This window comes from Pseudomonas sp. FG98, from assembly GCF_057808595.1.
In genome coordinates this window covers 20,966-37,065 of the sequence record NZ_JBMDIJ010000045.1, presented here as the reverse complement: position 1 = coordinate 37,065, position 16,100 = coordinate 20,966, and the positions used below count along the sequence as shown (strand labels likewise).

Below are 16,100 nucleotides of genomic sequence, written 5' to 3'. Positions count from 1 at the left end.
TCTGACACACAAAGTAAAAAGGCTGCCCGAAGGCAGCCTTTTCAATAGAGCTGTGCAGTGCGAGCCAATCAATCCCAGCTCAACGCCCCACCAGTCTGATACTCGATCACCCGAGTCTCGAAGAAGTTCTTCTCCTTCTTCAAGTCCATGATCTCGCTCATCCACGGGAACGGGTTGGTAGTCCCTGGGTACTCTTCCTTCAGACCGATCTGCGACAGGCGACGGTTGGCGATGAACTTGAGGTAGTCCTCCATCATCGCCGCGTTCATGCCCAGTACGCCGCGCGGCATGGTGTCGCGGGCGTATTCGATCTCCAGCTGGGTGCCCTGCAGGATCATCTGCGAGGCTTCTTCCTTCATTTCGGCATCCCACAGGTGCGGGTTTTCGATCTTGATCTGGTTGATCACGTCGATACCGAAGTTCAGGTGCATGGATTCGTCACGCAGGATGTACTGGAACTGCTCGGCAACGCCGGTCATCTTGTTGCGGCGACCCATCGACAGGATCTGGGTGAAGCCGCAGTAGAAGAAGATGCCTTCCAGCACGCAGTAGTAGGCGATCAGGTTGCGCAGCAGTTCCTTGTCGGTTTCGACGGTGCCGGTGTCGAATTCCGGGTCGGAGATCGAGCGGGTGTAGCGCAGGCCCCAGGCGGCCTTTTTCGCGACCGACGGGATCTCGTGGTACATGTTGAAGATCTCGCCTTCATCCATGCCCAGGGATTCGATGCAGTACTGGTAGGCGTGGGTGTGGATCGCTTCTTCGAAGGCCTGGCGCAGGATGTACTGGCGGCACTCCGGGTTGGTGATCAGACGGTACACGGCCAGGGCCAGGTTGTTGGCGACCAGCGAGTCGGCAGTGGAGAAGAAGCCGAGGTTGCGCATGACGATGCGGCGCTCGTCGTCGGTCAGGCCTTCCGGGCTCTTCCACAGGGCGATGTCGGCGGTCATGTTGACCTCTTGCGGCATCCAGTGGTTGGCGCAGCCGTCGAGGTACTTCTGCCAGGCCCAGTCGTACTTGAACGGGACCAGTTGGTTGAGGTCGGCGCGGCAGTTGATCATGCGCTTTTCGTCAACCGCGACACGGGCAGCGGAGCCTTCCAGCTCGGCCAGGCCTTCGGCGATGTCCAATTCGTCCAGTGCGGCCTTGGCACGGATCACTGCGGCCGAGTCGGCGGTGGTCACGGCGCGGGCTTCGAGGGCGGCGGCGCCACCGGCGCTGTCCAGCTTGTCGATGCCGGCAGCGGCAGCTTGGCCGGCGTTACCGGTCTTGGCGGTGACTTCGCCGTCTTCTTTGTCGAATTCGTCCCAGCTCAGCATGGTGGGTCTCCTGCTTGAGGGCCATTTCAGTATGGCCGGTGGATCTTGGTTGCGTTGCTCGCGTTGGGGTACAGCAGTGCACGCAAAAATCTGGAAATGCCCGGGAAGGGCGCCGAGGCGGTAAAGGCCTCGGTCTTTTTGTCGGGGATGCAAGGAGGCTTCCCCGTAGGGAAGCCTCGGATCACCTTACTGGCAGGCTTCGCAGTCCGGCTCGTCGATCGCGCAGGCCTTCGGCACTGGCGCTGGAGCAGGAGCCGCGGCCGGAGCGGCCTGGGCCTGGACCGGGGCGCTGCTGTCGCCACCACTGGACACGGCGTTGAGCTTGCCGGTGGTGATGGTCGACTTCTCGGTGCTGGTCGCGGCCAGGGCACGGAGGTAGTAGGTGGTCTTCAGACCACGGTACCAGGCCATGCGGTAGGTCACGTCGAGCTTCTTGCCCGAAGCGCCGGCGATGTACAGGTTCAGCGACTGCGCCTGGTCGATCCACTTCTGGCGACGGCTGGCGGCGTCGACGATCCACTTGGTCTCTACTTCGAACGCGGTGGCGTACAGGTCTTTCAGCTCTTGCGGGATACGCTCGATCTGCTGCACGGAACCGTCGTAGTACTTCAGGTCGTTGATCATGACCGAGTCCCACAGACCGCGAGCCTTCAGGTCGCGAACCAGGTACGGGTTGATCACGGTGAACTCGCCCGACAGGTTCGATTTCACGTACAGGTTCTGGTAGGTCGGCTCGATGGACTGCGATACGCCGGTGATGTTGGCGATGGTCGCGGTCGGCGCGATGGCCATGATGTTCGAGTTACGGATACCTTTCTGTACGCGCTCGCGCACCGGAGCCCAGTCCAGAGTCTCGTCCAGGTTGACGTCGATGTACTTGGCGCCACGGGCCTCGATCAGGATCTGTTGCGAATCCAGCGGCAGGATGCCCTTGGACCACAGCGAACCTTCGAAGGTCTCGTAGGCACCGCGCTCATCGGCCAGGTCGCACGAGGCCTGGATGGCGAAGTAGCTGACCGCTTCCATGGAACGGTCGGCGAACTCGACGGCAGCGTCGGAGCCGTAGGCGATGTGCTGCAGGTACAGCGCGTCCTGGAAGCCCATGATGCCCAGGCCGACCGGACGGTGCTTGAGGTTCGAGTTGCGCGCCTGCGGTACCGAGTAGTAGTTGATGTCGATCACGTTATCCAGCATGCGCACGGCGGTGTGCACGGTGCGTTGCAGCTTGGCGTGGTCGAGCTTGCCGTCGACGATGTGGTTCGGCAGGTTGATCGAGCCCAGGTTGCAGACCGCGATCTCGTCCTTGTTGGTGTTCAGGGTGATCTCGGTGCACAGGTTCGAGCTGTGGACCACGCCCACGTGCTGCTGCGGGCTGCGCAGGTTGCACGGATCCTTGAAGGTCAGCCATGGGTGGCCGGTCTCGAACAGCATCGAGAGCATCTTGCGCCACAGGTCCTTGGCCTGGATGGTCTTGAACACCTTGATCTTGTTGTACTCGGTCAGGGCTTCGTAGTACTCGTAGCGCTCTTCGAAGGCCTTGCCGGTCAGGTCGTGCAGGTCCGGCACTTCCGAAGGCGAGAACAGGGTCCACTTGCCGTCTTCGAAGACGCGCTTCATGAACAGGTCGGGGATCCAGTTGGCGGTGTTCATGTCGTGGGTACGACGACGATCGTCACCGGTGTTCTTGCGCAGCTCGATGAACTCTTCGATGTCGAGGTGCCAGGTTTCCAGGTAGGCGCAGACCGCGCCCTTGCGCTTGCCGCCCTGGTTGACCGCGACGGCGGTGTCGTTGACCACTTTCAGGAACGGCACGACGCCTTGCGATTTGCCGTTGGTGCCCTTGATGTAGGAGCCCAGCGCACGTACCGGAGTCCAGTCGTTGCCCAGGCCGCCAGCGAATTTCGACAGCATGGCGTTGTCGTGGATCGCGTGGTAGATGCCCGACAGGTCGTCCGGAACGGTGGTCAGGTAGCAGCTCGACAGCTGTGGACGCAGGGTACCGGCGTTGAACAGGGTCGGGGTCGAAGCCATGTAGTCGAAGGACGACAGCAGGTTGTAGAACTCGATCGCACGGGCTTCACGGTCTTTCTCGCCGAGGGCCAGGCCCATGGCGACGCGCATGAAGAACACCTGCGGCAGCTCGAAGCGCACGCCATCCTTGTGGATGAAGTAGCGGTCGTACAGGGTTTGCAGGCCCAGGTAGGTGAATTGCTGGTCACGCTCGTGCTCGATTGCCTGGCCCATGCGCTCCAGGTCGAAGCCGGCCAGGGCCGGGTCGAGCAGTTCGTATTCCACGCCCTTGGCGATGTAGGCCGGCAGGGCTTTGGCGTACAGGTCGGCCATTTCGTGGTGGGTGGCGCTGTCGGCGACGTCGAGGAAGCCCAGGGCTTCGGCGCGCAGGGTGTCCATCAGCAGGCGGGCGGTGACGAAGGAGTAGTTCGGCTCGCGCTCGACCAGGGTACGGGCGGTCATCACCAGGGCGGTGTTGACGTCCTTGATGGCCACGCCGTCGTAGAGGTTCTTCAGGGTTTCGCGCTGGATCAGGTCGCCATCGACTTCGGCCAGGCCTTCGCAGGCCTCGGAGATGATGGTGTTCAGGCGGTTCATGTCCAGCGGCGCGAGGCTGCCGTCGGCCAGGGTGATGCGGATGCTTGGGTGCGGCTGTACGGCGGAGTCCACGTTGCCACGGGTGGCACGCTCGCGGGCGCGCTGCTCGCGGTAGATCACGTAGTCACGGGCGACTTTCTGCTCGCCGGCACGCATCAGGGCCAGTTCGACCTGGTCCTGGATCTCTTCGATATGGATGGTGCCGCCGGAAGGCATGCGGCGCTTGAAGGTGGCGGTGACCTGCTCGGTCAGGCGCGCGACGGTGTCGTGGATGCGCGACGAGGCGGCGGCGGTGCCGCCTTCAACTGCGAGGAACGCTTTGGTGATGGCTACGGTGATCTTGTCGTCGGTGTAGGCGACGACAGTGCCGTTACGCTTGATCACGCGCAGTTGGCCGGGGGCGGTCGCTGCCAGATCCTGGTTCGAATCGGCGGCCTGCGGCGCCTTGGCCTGCGGGTTCTCGCGAGTTGTGTCGGTGTGCATGGGTGTCTCCACGTTCTCTATGTTTATTCAGGCGCCTGATGGGCGCCCACCGTTCCATCCAAAGGTCCGACAGGCATCTGTGCACGCATGGCTCGAAAGCACTCGCGCCGCGACAGGGCGTGTACCCGACTTCGGGACGGATCAGGAAAAAGGGGCATTCGCATGCCGCTCCCTGGCCGAAGTCAAAAGTCTTGGGCCGCTGACCCAAAATCTGTTGCTGTGCGGATGTGCGGCCCTGGCCTGCATCATCCATACCCGGAACAAGGCCCTCTTGGTGGCTTGCAACGGTCGCCTCCGCAGGAGCGGTTTGGCTGCTGAATTCACTTAAAGTTCAAGCAAAAAAAACAGCCGCTGAAGGGCTTGAGTTCGATGCTTGACTTGTGCTTGGGATTTTGATGAAAACCCAAGATGTAGTGTTTTGTTTTGAATGAGATACAAGATAATGCGGTATCGGCCCTATTGCAAGGCGACGATCTGTGGATAACTTGTGGGTAGTTTGTGTGTGAAACGGGACAAATCGCTGTAGGCCCCGTCCTATCAAAGGCGAACCGCCTGTCACCCTTTTTTCATGTAAGAAAAGGCAACAGAGAGTTTTTTGCGGGCGCGAACCCTATCACAAAAAACGTGCCCCACCGAGGCCGTTGGCAGGCAATTTGCGTCGCCCGCGCGGGCGGTTGGCAGTGCCCGGGACGCCAAGTAGTATCCGGGGCCGATGTTGCCTTTCAGTGATGGCGGCGACATTCCAATAACAACAAGGTGCAGGAGTGGGAGCGTGGAGCAGCGCAGCTGTCAGGTATTGATCGTCGAGGATGACCAGCGGCTCGCCGAGCTGACCCGCGAATACCTCCAGGCCAACGGGTTCAGCGTCGAGGTGGAAGGCGACGGGGCCAAGGCCGCGGCGCGGATCATCAACGAACAGCCGGACCTGGTGATCCTCGACCTGATGCTCCCCGGCGAGGATGGCCTGAGCATCTGCCGCAAGGTGCGCCAGCGCTATCCCGGACCGATCCTCATGCTCACCGCGCGCAGCGACGACCTCGACCAGGTCCAGGGCCTCGATCTCGGTGCCGATGATTATGTTTGCAAGCCGGTACGCCCACGCCTGCTGCTGGCGCGCATCAACGCCTTGTTGCGTCGTGCCGAGCCCGCTGTTGCCGTGGAAGAGCTGCGCAGCGTGCAGTTCGGCCCGCTGCGGGTCGACAACACCCTGCGCGAGGCCTGGCTGGCCGATACCGGCATCGAGCTGACCGGCGCCGAATTCGACCTGCTCTGGCTGTTGATCAGCAATGCCGGGCGCATCCTCTCCCGGGAAGAAATCTTCACCTCGCTGCGCGGTGTCGGCTACGACGGCCAGGACCGCTCCATCGATGTGCGCATCTCGCGTATCCGCCCCAAGATCGGCGACGACCCGATCCACCCGCGCATGATCAAGACCATCCGCAGCAAGGGCTACCTGTTCGTCCGCGAGGCCGCCGAGGCCCTGGACCGCAAGGCATGAATTCGATCTTCCTGCGCATCTACGGCGGCATGCTCGCGGTGCTGGTGCTGGTGGCGGTCCTTGGCGTGCTCAGCCTGCACCTGCTAAACGAAGTGCGGGCCGGCCAGTACCGCGAGCGTCTGGCCCACGGCACCTTCACCCTGATGGCCGACAATCTGGCGCGCATGAACAGCGTCGAGCGCACCCGTGCCCTGGCCCTGTGGGAGCGCCTGCTGGGCATTCCCCTGAATGTGCAAAGCAGCGCCGAAGCCCATCTCGACGGCAGCCAGCGCACCCGCCTGCAACGCGGCCAGGTCCTGGTGGAACACCTCGGCCCGCACCAGGCGCGGGTGGTCAGCCAGCTCAAGGGGCGCGACCTGGTGCTCACCGGCGAGGTGCAGCAGATCAGCGAGCAACTGGCCCGGGCCACCATCTACCTGCTGGTCGACGAACTGGTGCGCTACCCGGTGGCCGAGCAGGCCCGGCGCCTGGCGGAACTGAAGGAGAGCAAGGGCTTCGGCTTCGACCTGCGCCTGCTGGCGCAGACTGACGCGGACATGGATGACGACCAGCGCCGCCGGGTCGAGGAGGGCGACACGGTGATGGCCCTGGGCAAGGACGGCGACTCGATCCGGGTCTTCGCCGGGATCGCCGGGACGCCCTGGGTCCTGGAAATCGGTCCGTTGTACCAGATGAACCCTTATCCGCCGCAGTTGCTGGTACTGATCGCCGCCCTCGGCCTGAGCCTGATCGGCCTGGTGGTCTACCTGCTGGTGCGCCAGCTCGAGCGGCGCCTGTCCCAGGTTGAGGTCGCCGCCACCCAGATCGCCCAGGGCAGCCTGGACACCCGTGTGGTCGCCTCTGGCGCCGATTCGGTGGGACGCCTGGGCGAGGCGTTCAACGGTATGGCCGAGCACCTGCAACGCTCGCTGACCATCCAGCGCGAGCTGGTCCGCGCGGTGTCCCATGAGCTGCGCACACCGGTGGCACGGCTGCGCTTCGGCCTGGAGATGATCGCCAGCGCCAGCACCGAGCAGGCCCGAGAGAAGCACCTGGCGGGAATGGACAGCGATATCCAGGACCTCGACAAGCTGGTCGACGAGATGCTGATGTACGCCCGCCTCGAACAGGGCGCCCCGGCCCTGCATTTCCAGCGGGTCGACCTGGATGCTCTGCTCGACCAGGTGATCGCCGAACTGGCGCCGCTGCGCCGTGAGGTGCAGGTACTGCGCGGCGTGTCCCAAGGCGGCGAGGAGGGCGCCTGGGTCGAGGCCGAGTCGCGTTACCTGCACCGCGCCTTGCAGAACCTGGTGAGCAACGCCATGCGCCATGCCGAGTCGCAGGTCACCCTCAGCTACCAGTTGGGCTTGCAGCGTTGTCGTGTGGATGTCGAGGACGACGGCCCAGGCGTACCGGAAACTGCCTGGGACCGCATTTTCACCCCCTTTACCCGACTCGACGACAGCCGCACCCGTTCATCCGGCGGGCATGGCCTAGGCTTGTCCATCGTCCGGCGGATCATCTACTGGCACAACGGCCGGGCTCTGGTCGGTAAAAGCCAGCGCCTCGGTGGCGCCTGTTTCAGCCTGAGCTGGCCGCGGGAGCAGCAGGCGCCGAGCGGGGAATGACGCTCAGACCGCGACCAGGCTGAGCAACTGGTCGCCCATCACGCAGAACTGCCCCTCCAGTTCACGGCCCTGGTTCCATTCCGGCGACAGGTCGGTGAGCAGGCGCAGGCGGGCGTAACCGTCTGCGGACCACTCCAGCACTTCGGCGTGCTCGAAGTAGAAGCGCTTTTGCACCAGCGGATAGAGCGCCTTGAACAGGCTTTCCTTGATGGAAAAGGTCAGGGTCACGGCGAGCCCGATATGCGCCGGGTCGAGGCGCTGGAGTTCGGGGGCGGTGAGGATTTCCTTCATCAGGCGGCTGGCGCGGTCTTCGTCCAGCAGGGTTTCCTGGTCGAGGCCAAGGCCCAGGCAGGCAGCTTTATGGGCAACCACTGCCGCAGCCCAGCCCTTGCCATGGGTGATGGAGCCAGTGATATCCGTCGGCCAGACCGGCGCACGATCTTCAGCGGTGGCGGGCACGTACAGACGGCCGTCGAGCGATTGCAAGGCCGCGCGGGCGCAGACCCGGCCAGCCAGGTACTCGGCCTGGCGTTTGGCGACCGAACGCTGCAGGGCCGGCGTCTGCTCGATGGCAGAGCGCTGGAAGTCGTCGCTGGCGAGTTTGGCCGGGTCGAAGCCACAACTGACCAGCCGCGCGCCGGGGACCGGGCGGGGCAGGGGCCAGTGGTGCTGGAGCGGGGAGCAGCAGGAGGGGAGTCGGTTCATGGCGGGTATTTTGTGGGAGCTGGCTTGCCAGCGATAGGGCCTGAATTGACAAAGAGGGTGGCACTGATGGCCTCATCGCTGGCAAGCCAGCTCCCACAGGGGCAGTGCATGCAGTACCTGTGGGGGCTGGCTTGTCGGATCGCCGCACCGCAGCGATGAGGTCATCCCGGCCTCAGAAGATCTTCTTGAAGAACGCCCGCAGATCCGCCCACGAGCTCTCGTCCGCCGCCTTGTTGTAGCCGATATCCGGCCCGCCATGCTCGCCATGGCTCAGGCGGTCGGCATCCGGGTTGGTGAAGCCGTGCTTGGCCCCCTGGATACTGACGAACTCATAGGTCGCCCCGGCCGCATCCATTTCCTTCTTGAAGTCCAGCACCTGCTCCGGGGTGACCATGCTGTCTGCCGCGCCGTGCTCCACCAGGATCTTGGTCTTCACGCTGCCGGGCGTGGCCGGGGTGCTGGTTACCAGGGCGCCATGGAAGCTGGCGACCCCGGCCAGCGGTTCGCCACGCCGGGCGGCATCCAGCACCACCTTGCCGCCGAAGCAATAGCCGATGGCGGCGATCCGCGCCTTGTCGGTCTGCGGTTGCAGCTTGAGCAACTCCACCCCGGCATCGAAGCGCTTGGCCGCTGCCGCCGGATCCTTCAACGCCGCCTGCATGAAGCCCATGGCATCGGCCGGGTGCTCGGTGTTCTTGCCGTCGCCATACATGTCGATGGCCAGGGCGCTGTAGCCCAGGGCCGCGAGGTCGCGGGCGCGGCGCTTGGCGTAGTCGTTCAGGCCCCACCACTCATGCACCACCACCACGCCCGGCACCGGGCCCTTCACCGCATCGTCGTAGGCGTAGTAGCCGACCAGACGCTTGCCATCGGCGTCCTGGTAAGGAATCTCGCGGGTCTGCACGGCGGCCTGGGCCAGTCCGGCGGCGCCCAGCAGGGCGGCGGCAATCAACAAACGCATGATCGGTACTCCTGTTTTCGAAACATGAAAGACGTTCAGCCCCGGTTCAGGCGGGGTTCAGCCGCGGTTCAGGGCCGGGTTCTTACTCTAGCTTCCACACCCCAACCGCGCATCACCGTGGAGAACATCATCATGAAAAGCCTCAACACCCTGTTGGCTGCGCTGACCGTCCTTGGCGCTAGCATGAGCGTCCAGGCTGCGGACGACACCTTCGCCGGCCTCACCTATGGCCAGACCAGCGACAAGGTGCGCAAATCCGGCTCGCTGGAGCAGAACGTCGGCAACCTCAACACCGACGGCATCATCGGCAAGGACGACACCTGGGGCGTGCGCCTCGGCCGGATCAACGACGACGGTCGCTACTACGCCACCTACGACAACGTCTCCGGCACCCATAACGGCCTGAAATTGCGTCAGGAAAATCTGCTCGGCAGCTACGACCTGTTCTATCCCCTGGGCAACAGCACCAAGCTGTTCGGCGGTGCCAGTGCCGGCCTGACCAAGCTGACCCAGGACTCCCCGGGCGCCAGCCGCGACAGCGACATCGGCTATGCCATCGGCCTGCAAGGTGGCGTGCTCCAGCAAGTCAGCGACAACGCCTCGGTGGAGCTGGGCTACCGTTACCTGCGCAGCAACGCCAGTACCGAGTTGGCCGAGTCCGGCGGCGACAAGCTCGGTGCGCTGCGCCTGACCAGCAGTGCGCAGACCTACCTGTCGGCCAACTACAAGTTCTGAGCTCGTGCTGCCGAACCGGCCCCCTGGAGCGGGCCGGTTCGCTGTTATCCTGCGTGTCGCGCAAAACCAAGGAGAGATGTCGATGAAATTGCTGGTGGTCGAGGACGAAGCGCTGTTGCGCCACCACCTCCACAGTCGCTTGAGCGAAAGCGGTCATGTGGTCGAGGCAGTGGCCGACGCCGAGGAGGCGCTGTACCAGGCCGAACAGTTCAACCATGACCTGGCCATCGTCGACCTGGGCCTGCCGGGCATGAGCGGCCTGGAACTGATCGGTCGCCTGCGCGCCCTCGACAAGACCTTCCCGATCCTGATCCTCACCGCCCGCGGCAACTGGCAGGACAAGGTCGAGGGCCTGGCTGCCGGGGCCGACGATTACCTGGTCAAGCCGTTCCAGTTCGAAGAGCTGGAAGCGCGCCTCAACGCCTTGCTGCGTCGCTCCAGCGGTTTCACCCAGGCCACCATCACCGCCGGTCCGTTGCGCCTCGACCTGAACCGCAAGCAGGCGCTGCTCGACGAACAGCCGCTGGCGCTGACCGCCTACGAATACCGCATCCTCGAATACCTGATGCGCCATCACCAGCAGGTGGTGGCCAAGGAGCGCTTGATGGAGCAGCTCTATCCCAACGACGAGGAACGCGACCCCAACGTCATCGAAGTGCTGGTCGGCCGCCTGCGCCGCAAGCTCGAGGGCGACCTCGGCTTCAAGCCGATCGATACCGTGCGCGGCCTGGGCTACCTGTTCACCGAGCGCTGCCGATGATCCGTTCCCTGCGGGTGCGCCTGATGCTCGCCGCCGCCGTGCTGGCGCTGCTGTTCATGCTGGCGCTGCTGCCAGCCTTGCAGAAGACCTTCAGCCTGGCCCTGCAGGAATCCATCGAGCAGCGCCTGGCGTCCGACGTGACCACGCTGATTTCCGCCGCCCGGGTCGAAAACAACCGGCTGATGATGCCGGTGCTGCTGCCGGACGAGCGCTTCAACCTGCCCGACAGCCGCCTGCTCGGCTACATCTATGACCGCGACGGCCGGCTGGTCTGGCGCTCGCGGGCCACCGCCAACGAAAACATCAATTACCAGCCGCGCTACGACGGACGCGGCAACGAATTTGCGCGGATCCGCCAGGACGATGGCGAGGAGTTCTTCGTCTATGACGTCGAGGTCAAGCTGCTCGGCGGCAAGAGCGCGGCCTACAGCATCGTCGCCTTGCAACCGGTACGCGAATACCGGGAAACCCTCAATGGCCTGCGGGAAAAGCTCTACCTCGGCTTCGGCGCGGCCCTGCTGGTGCTGATGGTGCTGCTCTGGGCCGGACTGACCTGGGGCCTGCGTTCGCTGCGGCGGATGACCGTGGAGCTCGACGAGATCGAGTCCGGCGCCCGTGACGGACTCAGCGGCGAGCACCCGCGCGAGCTGCTGCGCCTGACCCGCTCGCTCAACCGCCTGCTGCGCAGCGAGCGTGAGCAGCGTGGACGCTACCGCGACTCCCTGGGCGACCTGGCCCACAGCCTGAAAACCCCGCTGGCGGTCTTGCAGGGTGTCAGCGAAGGCATGGCCCAGCGCCCGGCGGATCGCGAGCAGGCGCGGGTGCTGCAAAGCCAGATCGAGCGCATGAGCCAGCAGATCGACTACCAGTTGCAGCGCGCCAGCCTGCGCAAGAGCGGCCTGGTGCGTCACCAGGTGCAGCTGCGGCCGTTGCTCGACAGCCTGTGCGGTACCCTGGCCAAGGTCTATCGCGACAAGCAGGTCGAGGTCGCCTTCGACCTGGTCGACGACGCCCGGGTACCGATGGAGCAGGGGGCCTTGATGGAGTTGCTCGGCAACCTGCTGGAGAACGCCTGGCGCCTGTGCCTGGGCCAGGTGCGCATCAGCCTGGGCAAGGTGGATGGCATGCTGGAGCTGTGCATCGAGGACGACGGCCCCGGCGTGCCGCCGGACCAGCGCGAGCGCATTCTCCAGCGTGGCGAACGGCTCGATCGCCAGTACCCGGGGCAGGGTATCGGCCTGGCGGTGGCCAAGGACATCATCGACAGCTACGACGCCCGCCTGACCCTCGGCGATTCTCCGCTTGGCGGCGCAGCCTTCCGCATCCGTTTTACTGCTGACTGACAGTAGTCGGCTGTTCGCCTGTCAGCTATTTCCCTGCTTTTCGTAGGCGGATATCCGCCAGCCTGGCCTGGCGAAATTCCGCCTCGGGCGGAAATCCGCCAACCTGCCCCCTGGGGCGTGCCACCTGATTGTGCGAGAAATCCCCGGAAATACTGGTCTTGCACCGCGAAAGCGCAAACTGGCACCGCGCTTGCTATGAACCTCGCAGAGTTCTGCCACGCAGCTCGACACAACAAATCCCTCCAGTGCAGGAGGGTTCGCGATTCAGGTGCCACGCGTCCTGGGAAGGACCGGTCGGTGCCCTTGAGGAACATAGCCATGACGACAACCCGTCAGCCACTGTACAAATCGCTGTATATCCAGGTGTTGGTAGCCATCACCATCGGTATCCTCCTCGGCCATTACCTCCCGGAAACCGGCGTCGCCCTGAAGCCGCTGGGTGATGGTTTCGTCAAACTGATCAAGATGGTCATCGCACCCATCATCTTCTGTACGGTGGTGAGCGGTATCGCCGGCATGCAGAGCATGAAGTCGGTAGGCAAGACCGGTGGCTACGCGCTGCTGTACTTCGAGATCGTCTCCACCGTCGCCCTGATCATCGGCCTGGTTGTCGTCAACGTGGTCAAGCCGGGCGCCGGCATGAACATCGACGTGTCCACCCTGAACGCCAGCAGCGTGGCCGCCTACGCCGCCGCCGGTGCGCAGCAGACCACCGTCGGCTTCCTGCTCAACGTGATCCCGGCCACCGTGGTCGGCGCCTTCGCCAACGGCGACATCCTGCAGGTGCTGATGTTCTCGGTACTGTTCGGCTTCGCCCTGCACCGCCTGGGCTCCTACGGCAAGCCGCTGCTGGAAATGATCGACCGCTTCGCCCATGTCATGTTCAACATCATCAACATGATCATGAAGCTGGCTCCGATCGGTGCCTTCGGCGCCATGGCCTTCACCATCGGCCAGTACGGCGTCGGTTCGCTGGTGCAGCTGGGTTACCTGATGGCCTGCTTCTACATCACCTGCCTGCTGTTCATCCTGGTCATCCTCGGCGGTATCGCCCGTGCCCACGGCTTCAGCGTCCTGAAACTGATCCGCTACATCCGTGAAGAACTGATGATCGTGCTGGGTACTTCCTCCTCGGAATCCGCCCTGCCACGCATGCTGACCAAGATGGAGCGCCTGGGCGCGAAGAAATCCGTGGTTGGCCTGGTGATCCCGACCGGCTACTCGTTCAACCTCGACGGTACCTCGATCTACCTGACCATGGCCGCGGTGTTCATCGCCCAGGCCACCAACACCACCATGGACATCACCCACCAGATCACCCTGCTGCTGGTGCTGCTGGTTGCCTCCAAAGGTGCTGCTGGCGTAACCGGTTCGGGCTTCATCGTCCTGGCTGCCACCCTGTCCGCCGTCGGCCACCTGCCGGTTGCCGGCCTGGCGCTGATCCTCGGTATCGACCGCTTCATGTCCGAAGCCCGTGCCCTGACCAACCTGATCGGCAACGCCGTAGCGACCGTTGTCGTCGCCAAGTGGGTCAAGGAACTGGACGAAGACAAGCTGCACAACGAACTGGACTCCGGTGGTTCGCCACTGGTTGAAACCCGTCCTGTCGACGACCTGGGCGTCGCTGAAGGCCCGGCCGTTCGCTAAGCCTTTCGCGTGACCGAAAAAGCCCATCTCCGGATGGGCTTTTTCATGCCTGGCGATCAGTGCAGCAGGCCCAGCAGCAGGGTCGCCAGGATCACCGTCGAGGCGCCGCCGATACGCGTCGAGATCTGCGCGAAGGGCATCAGCGCCATGCGGTTGGCCGCCGACAGGATCGCCACGTCGCCGGTACCGCCCAGGCCGCTGTGGCAGCAGGTGACGATGGCCGACTCGATGGGGAACATCTTCAGCAGGTTGCCGATCAGGAAGCCCGCCAGGGTCATGGCGATCACCACCGCCGTGCACACCAGCACATAGCCCACCGAGAACACCTTGACCACGCTGTCCAGCGGCACATAGAGCATGCCCAGGCCGATCATCACCGGCCAGATGAAGGCGGTCGATACCAGCTTGTAGAACGCCTTGCTGCCGTCTTCCAGGCGCTGCGGCAGCACTTGCAGGTATTTGAACAGCACCGCCACCAGGATCATCATCACCGGCCCGGGAATGTGCACCACCTTCTCCAGCAGGCCGCCGAGGACGAAGAAGGCGCAGATCAGCAGCACCCCGGCACCCATGTAGCGGAAGTCGATGGCCGTGCTCTTGTCTTCGCTTTCGCGGAACAGGTCGTTTTCCTCTTTGGCCCGGATCAGCATGCCGTCGCCGTTCAGTGCCGGCTTGCGCAGGGCCAGGCGGGCCAGCACGCCGGCGCAGATGATCGCGACGATATTGCCCACCACCGCCGCCGGCACCAGTTGCGCCACGTACTGGTCAGGGCTGCCGCCGAGGATCGCCGAATAGGCCAGCGACAGCGGCAGGATACCTTCGCCGATACCGCCGCCGATGATCGGCACGATGATGAAGAAGAAGGTGTGATAGACGCTGTAGCCGAACAGCGTGCCCACCAGCAGCCCGGCAGCCACCGCGGCCAGGGTGCCGACCAGCAGCGGCACGAACATGCGCAGCATGCCCTGGACCAGGATGAAGCGGTTCATGCCGAGGATGCTGCCGACCACCAGGCTGGCGATGACGAAGTAGAGGAAGTTGGCGTCCTTCATCAGCATCTTCGTCGCATCCAGGGTGGTGCTGCCGAAGAAGCCGTAGAACACCAGCACCGACGGCAGCATCAGGCACAGGATGGCGCCGCCGCCGATTTCCTTGAGGATCGGCAGGCGCTGGCCGACCTGGCCGAAGAACACGCCCATGGTCATGATCACGGCCAGGCCGCCGATCATGGTTTTCGGCAGCAGGCCGAAGTGAGCGGAAAGAAACACGGTCAAGGCGATGCCGATGAAGTACGGCAGCGGGATCACGCCGATCTCGTAGCGCAGCAGGCGGCGCAGTGCAGAGTCGGTGGTGCCGGCAGGGGCCAGCGCGGAATCGGAAACCAGGCTCATGGTCGTTCCTCTGTTTGTTGTTGTAGGAGGAGTGTTCGAGGTCTCCGAATCCGCGGCTCGGAGCGTCGATGGAGGAATGCTATCCTTCGCGTTTAGTGGAATAAACGCGCGAACCATAAGAGCTATGAACACACTTCGTATCGAATCCCCGCTGCCGGAAGACCTTCGGGTATTCCTCACGGTGATCCGCAAGTCCAGCTTCGCCGGCGCTGCCGACGAGCTGGGGCAATCGCCGGCCTACGTCAGCAAGCGCATCCGCATCCTCGAAGAAACCCTGCGGACCCGCCTGCTGCACCGCACTACCCGGCGCATCGCCCTGACCGAGGCGGGCGAGCGCACCCAGCGCTGGGCGATCCGCATCCTCGATGACCTGGATGACTTCGTCGGCGAACTGACCGATGCGCGCAAGGCGCCACGGGGCATGCTGCACATCTGCAGCAGCTTCGGCTTCGGGCGTAACCACGTGGCTCCGGCGATCGCCGAGCTGACCTCGCGTTACCCGGACCTGGAAGTACGCCTGGACGTGTTCGACCGCGCGGTGGACATCGTTGCCGAGGGCTTCGACCTGGAGATCCGTGTCGGTGACGACCTGCCGGGCCATCACATCAGCCGCAAGCTGGTCAGCAACCGCCGGCTGCTCTGCGCCACCCCGGAATACCTGGCGGCGCGGGGTACGCCGCAATGCCTCAAGGACCTCGCCGAGCACGACTGCCTGGTGCTCAAGGAGCGCAACAACCCGTTCGGCATCTGGCACCTGGAACACGGCGGCAAGGCCGAGTCGGTGCGGGTCAGCGGGCCGCTGTCGTCGAACAATGGCGAGATCGTGTTGCAGTGGGCGCTGGGTGGGAAGGGCATCCTGCTGCGCTCGCAATGGGACGTGCAGCCGCTGCTGGCGCAGGGGCGGCTGGTGCAGGTGCTGCACGAGTACAGCCAGAGCGCGAACATCTGGGCGGTGTACCCGACGCGGCTGTCGGACTCGGCGAAATTGCGCGTGTGCGTGAAGTTTCTCGAGGGGTATCTGCGGGAGCGGTAGCACGCTTTCGGGCC

12 protein-coding genes are annotated in these 16,100 nt (G+C 64.1%); 7 read left to right on the top strand and 5 right to left on the bottom strand.

The annotated features are described in order from the left end of the window. Positions 1–68: 68 nt before the first annotated feature. Positions 69–1,316, bottom strand: coding sequence for a ribonucleotide-diphosphate reductase subunit beta (locus ACODSK_RS22040; protein ID WP_489019140.1), 1,248 nt, complete (start codon positions 1,314–1,316; stop codon positions 69–71). 186 nt (positions 1,317–1,502) lie between these two features. Continuing rightward, positions 1,503–4,406 (bottom strand): ribonucleoside-diphosphate reductase subunit alpha, encoded by a 2,904-nt coding sequence (locus tag ACODSK_RS22035; RefSeq protein ID WP_489019139.1) that lies wholly within the window; start codon positions 4,404–4,406, stop codon positions 1,503–1,505. A 772-nt stretch (positions 4,407–5,178) separates the two neighbouring features. On the opposite strand from ACODSK_RS22035, the gene ACODSK_RS22030 reads away from it, so the two are divergent. Both ACODSK_RS22030 and ACODSK_RS22025 read left to right on the top strand, forming a co-directional pair. Continuing rightward, a complete protein-coding gene (locus ACODSK_RS22030; protein WP_489019137.1) occupies positions 5,179–5,904 on the top strand; it encodes a response regulator in 726 nt (241 codons plus the stop codon). Then, positions 5,901–7,511: an ATP-binding protein gene (locus ACODSK_RS22025; RefSeq protein WP_489019135.1), complete on the top strand. Its 1,611-nt coding sequence runs from the start codon at positions 5,901–5,903 to the stop codon at positions 7,509–7,511. Before ACODSK_RS22030 ends, ACODSK_RS22025 begins: the two co-directional genes overlap by 4 nt. 3 nt (positions 7,512–7,514) lie before the next feature. Here ACODSK_RS22025 and ACODSK_RS22020 read toward each other — a convergent pair whose 3' ends face one another. Both ACODSK_RS22020 and ACODSK_RS22015 read right to left on the bottom strand, forming a co-directional pair. Next, positions 7,515–8,216 carry a 4'-phosphopantetheinyl transferase family protein gene (locus ACODSK_RS22020; RefSeq protein ID WP_489019133.1) on the bottom strand — a complete coding sequence of 234 codons (702 nt, stop codon included), beginning with the start codon at positions 8,214–8,216 and terminating at the stop codon, positions 7,515–7,517. A gap of 172 nt (positions 8,217–8,388) precedes the next feature. Continuing rightward, positions 8,389–9,177 carry a dienelactone hydrolase family protein gene (locus ACODSK_RS22015; protein ID WP_489019131.1) on the bottom strand — a complete coding sequence of 263 codons (789 nt, stop codon included), beginning with the start codon at positions 9,175–9,177 and terminating at the stop codon, positions 8,389–8,391. 132 nt (positions 9,178–9,309) lie between these two features. Between ACODSK_RS22015 and ACODSK_RS22010 the strand changes: the two genes are divergently transcribed. The 4 genes from ACODSK_RS22010 to ACODSK_RS21995 all read left to right on the top strand — a co-directional run bounded on the left by ACODSK_RS22010 (position 9,310) and on the right by ACODSK_RS21995 (position 13,662). Continuing rightward, positions 9,310–9,912 carry a hypothetical protein gene (locus ACODSK_RS22010; RefSeq protein ID WP_489019129.1) on the top strand — a complete coding sequence of 201 codons (603 nt, stop codon included), beginning with the start codon at positions 9,310–9,312 and terminating at the stop codon, positions 9,910–9,912. An 82-nt stretch (positions 9,913–9,994) separates the two neighbouring features. Then, the gene (locus ACODSK_RS22005) at positions 9,995–10,672 is read left to right on the top strand and encodes a response regulator (protein ID WP_489019127.1); all 678 of its coding nucleotides are present in this window, start codon (positions 9,995–9,997) and stop codon (positions 10,670–10,672) included. Continuing rightward, entirely contained in the window at positions 10,669–12,015 is a 1,347-nt protein-coding gene (locus ACODSK_RS22000) for an ATP-binding protein (protein ID WP_489019126.1), read from the top strand. Before ACODSK_RS22005 ends, ACODSK_RS22000 begins: the two co-directional genes overlap by 4 nt. A gap of 318 nt (positions 12,016–12,333) precedes the next feature. Next, positions 12,334–13,662 (top strand): dicarboxylate/amino acid:cation symporter, encoded by a 1,329-nt coding sequence (locus ACODSK_RS21995; RefSeq protein WP_489019124.1) that lies wholly within the window; start codon positions 12,334–12,336, stop codon positions 13,660–13,662. A gap of 56 nt (positions 13,663–13,718) precedes the next feature. On the opposite strand, the gene ACODSK_RS21990 is transcribed toward ACODSK_RS21995, so the two are convergent. Further along, positions 13,719–15,053, bottom strand: a complete 1,335-nt coding sequence (locus ACODSK_RS21990; RefSeq protein ID WP_489019122.1) for a 2-hydroxycarboxylate transporter family protein — start codon at positions 15,051–15,053, stop codon at positions 13,719–13,721. A 124-nt stretch (positions 15,054–15,177) separates the two neighbouring features. Here ACODSK_RS21990 and ACODSK_RS21985 point away from each other — a divergent pair, with 124 nt between their 5' ends. Next, positions 15,178–16,086: a LysR substrate-binding domain-containing protein gene (locus tag ACODSK_RS21985; protein ID WP_489019121.1), complete on the top strand. Its 909-nt coding sequence runs from the start codon at positions 15,178–15,180 to the stop codon at positions 16,084–16,086. Positions 16,087–16,100 lie beyond the last annotated feature (14 nt).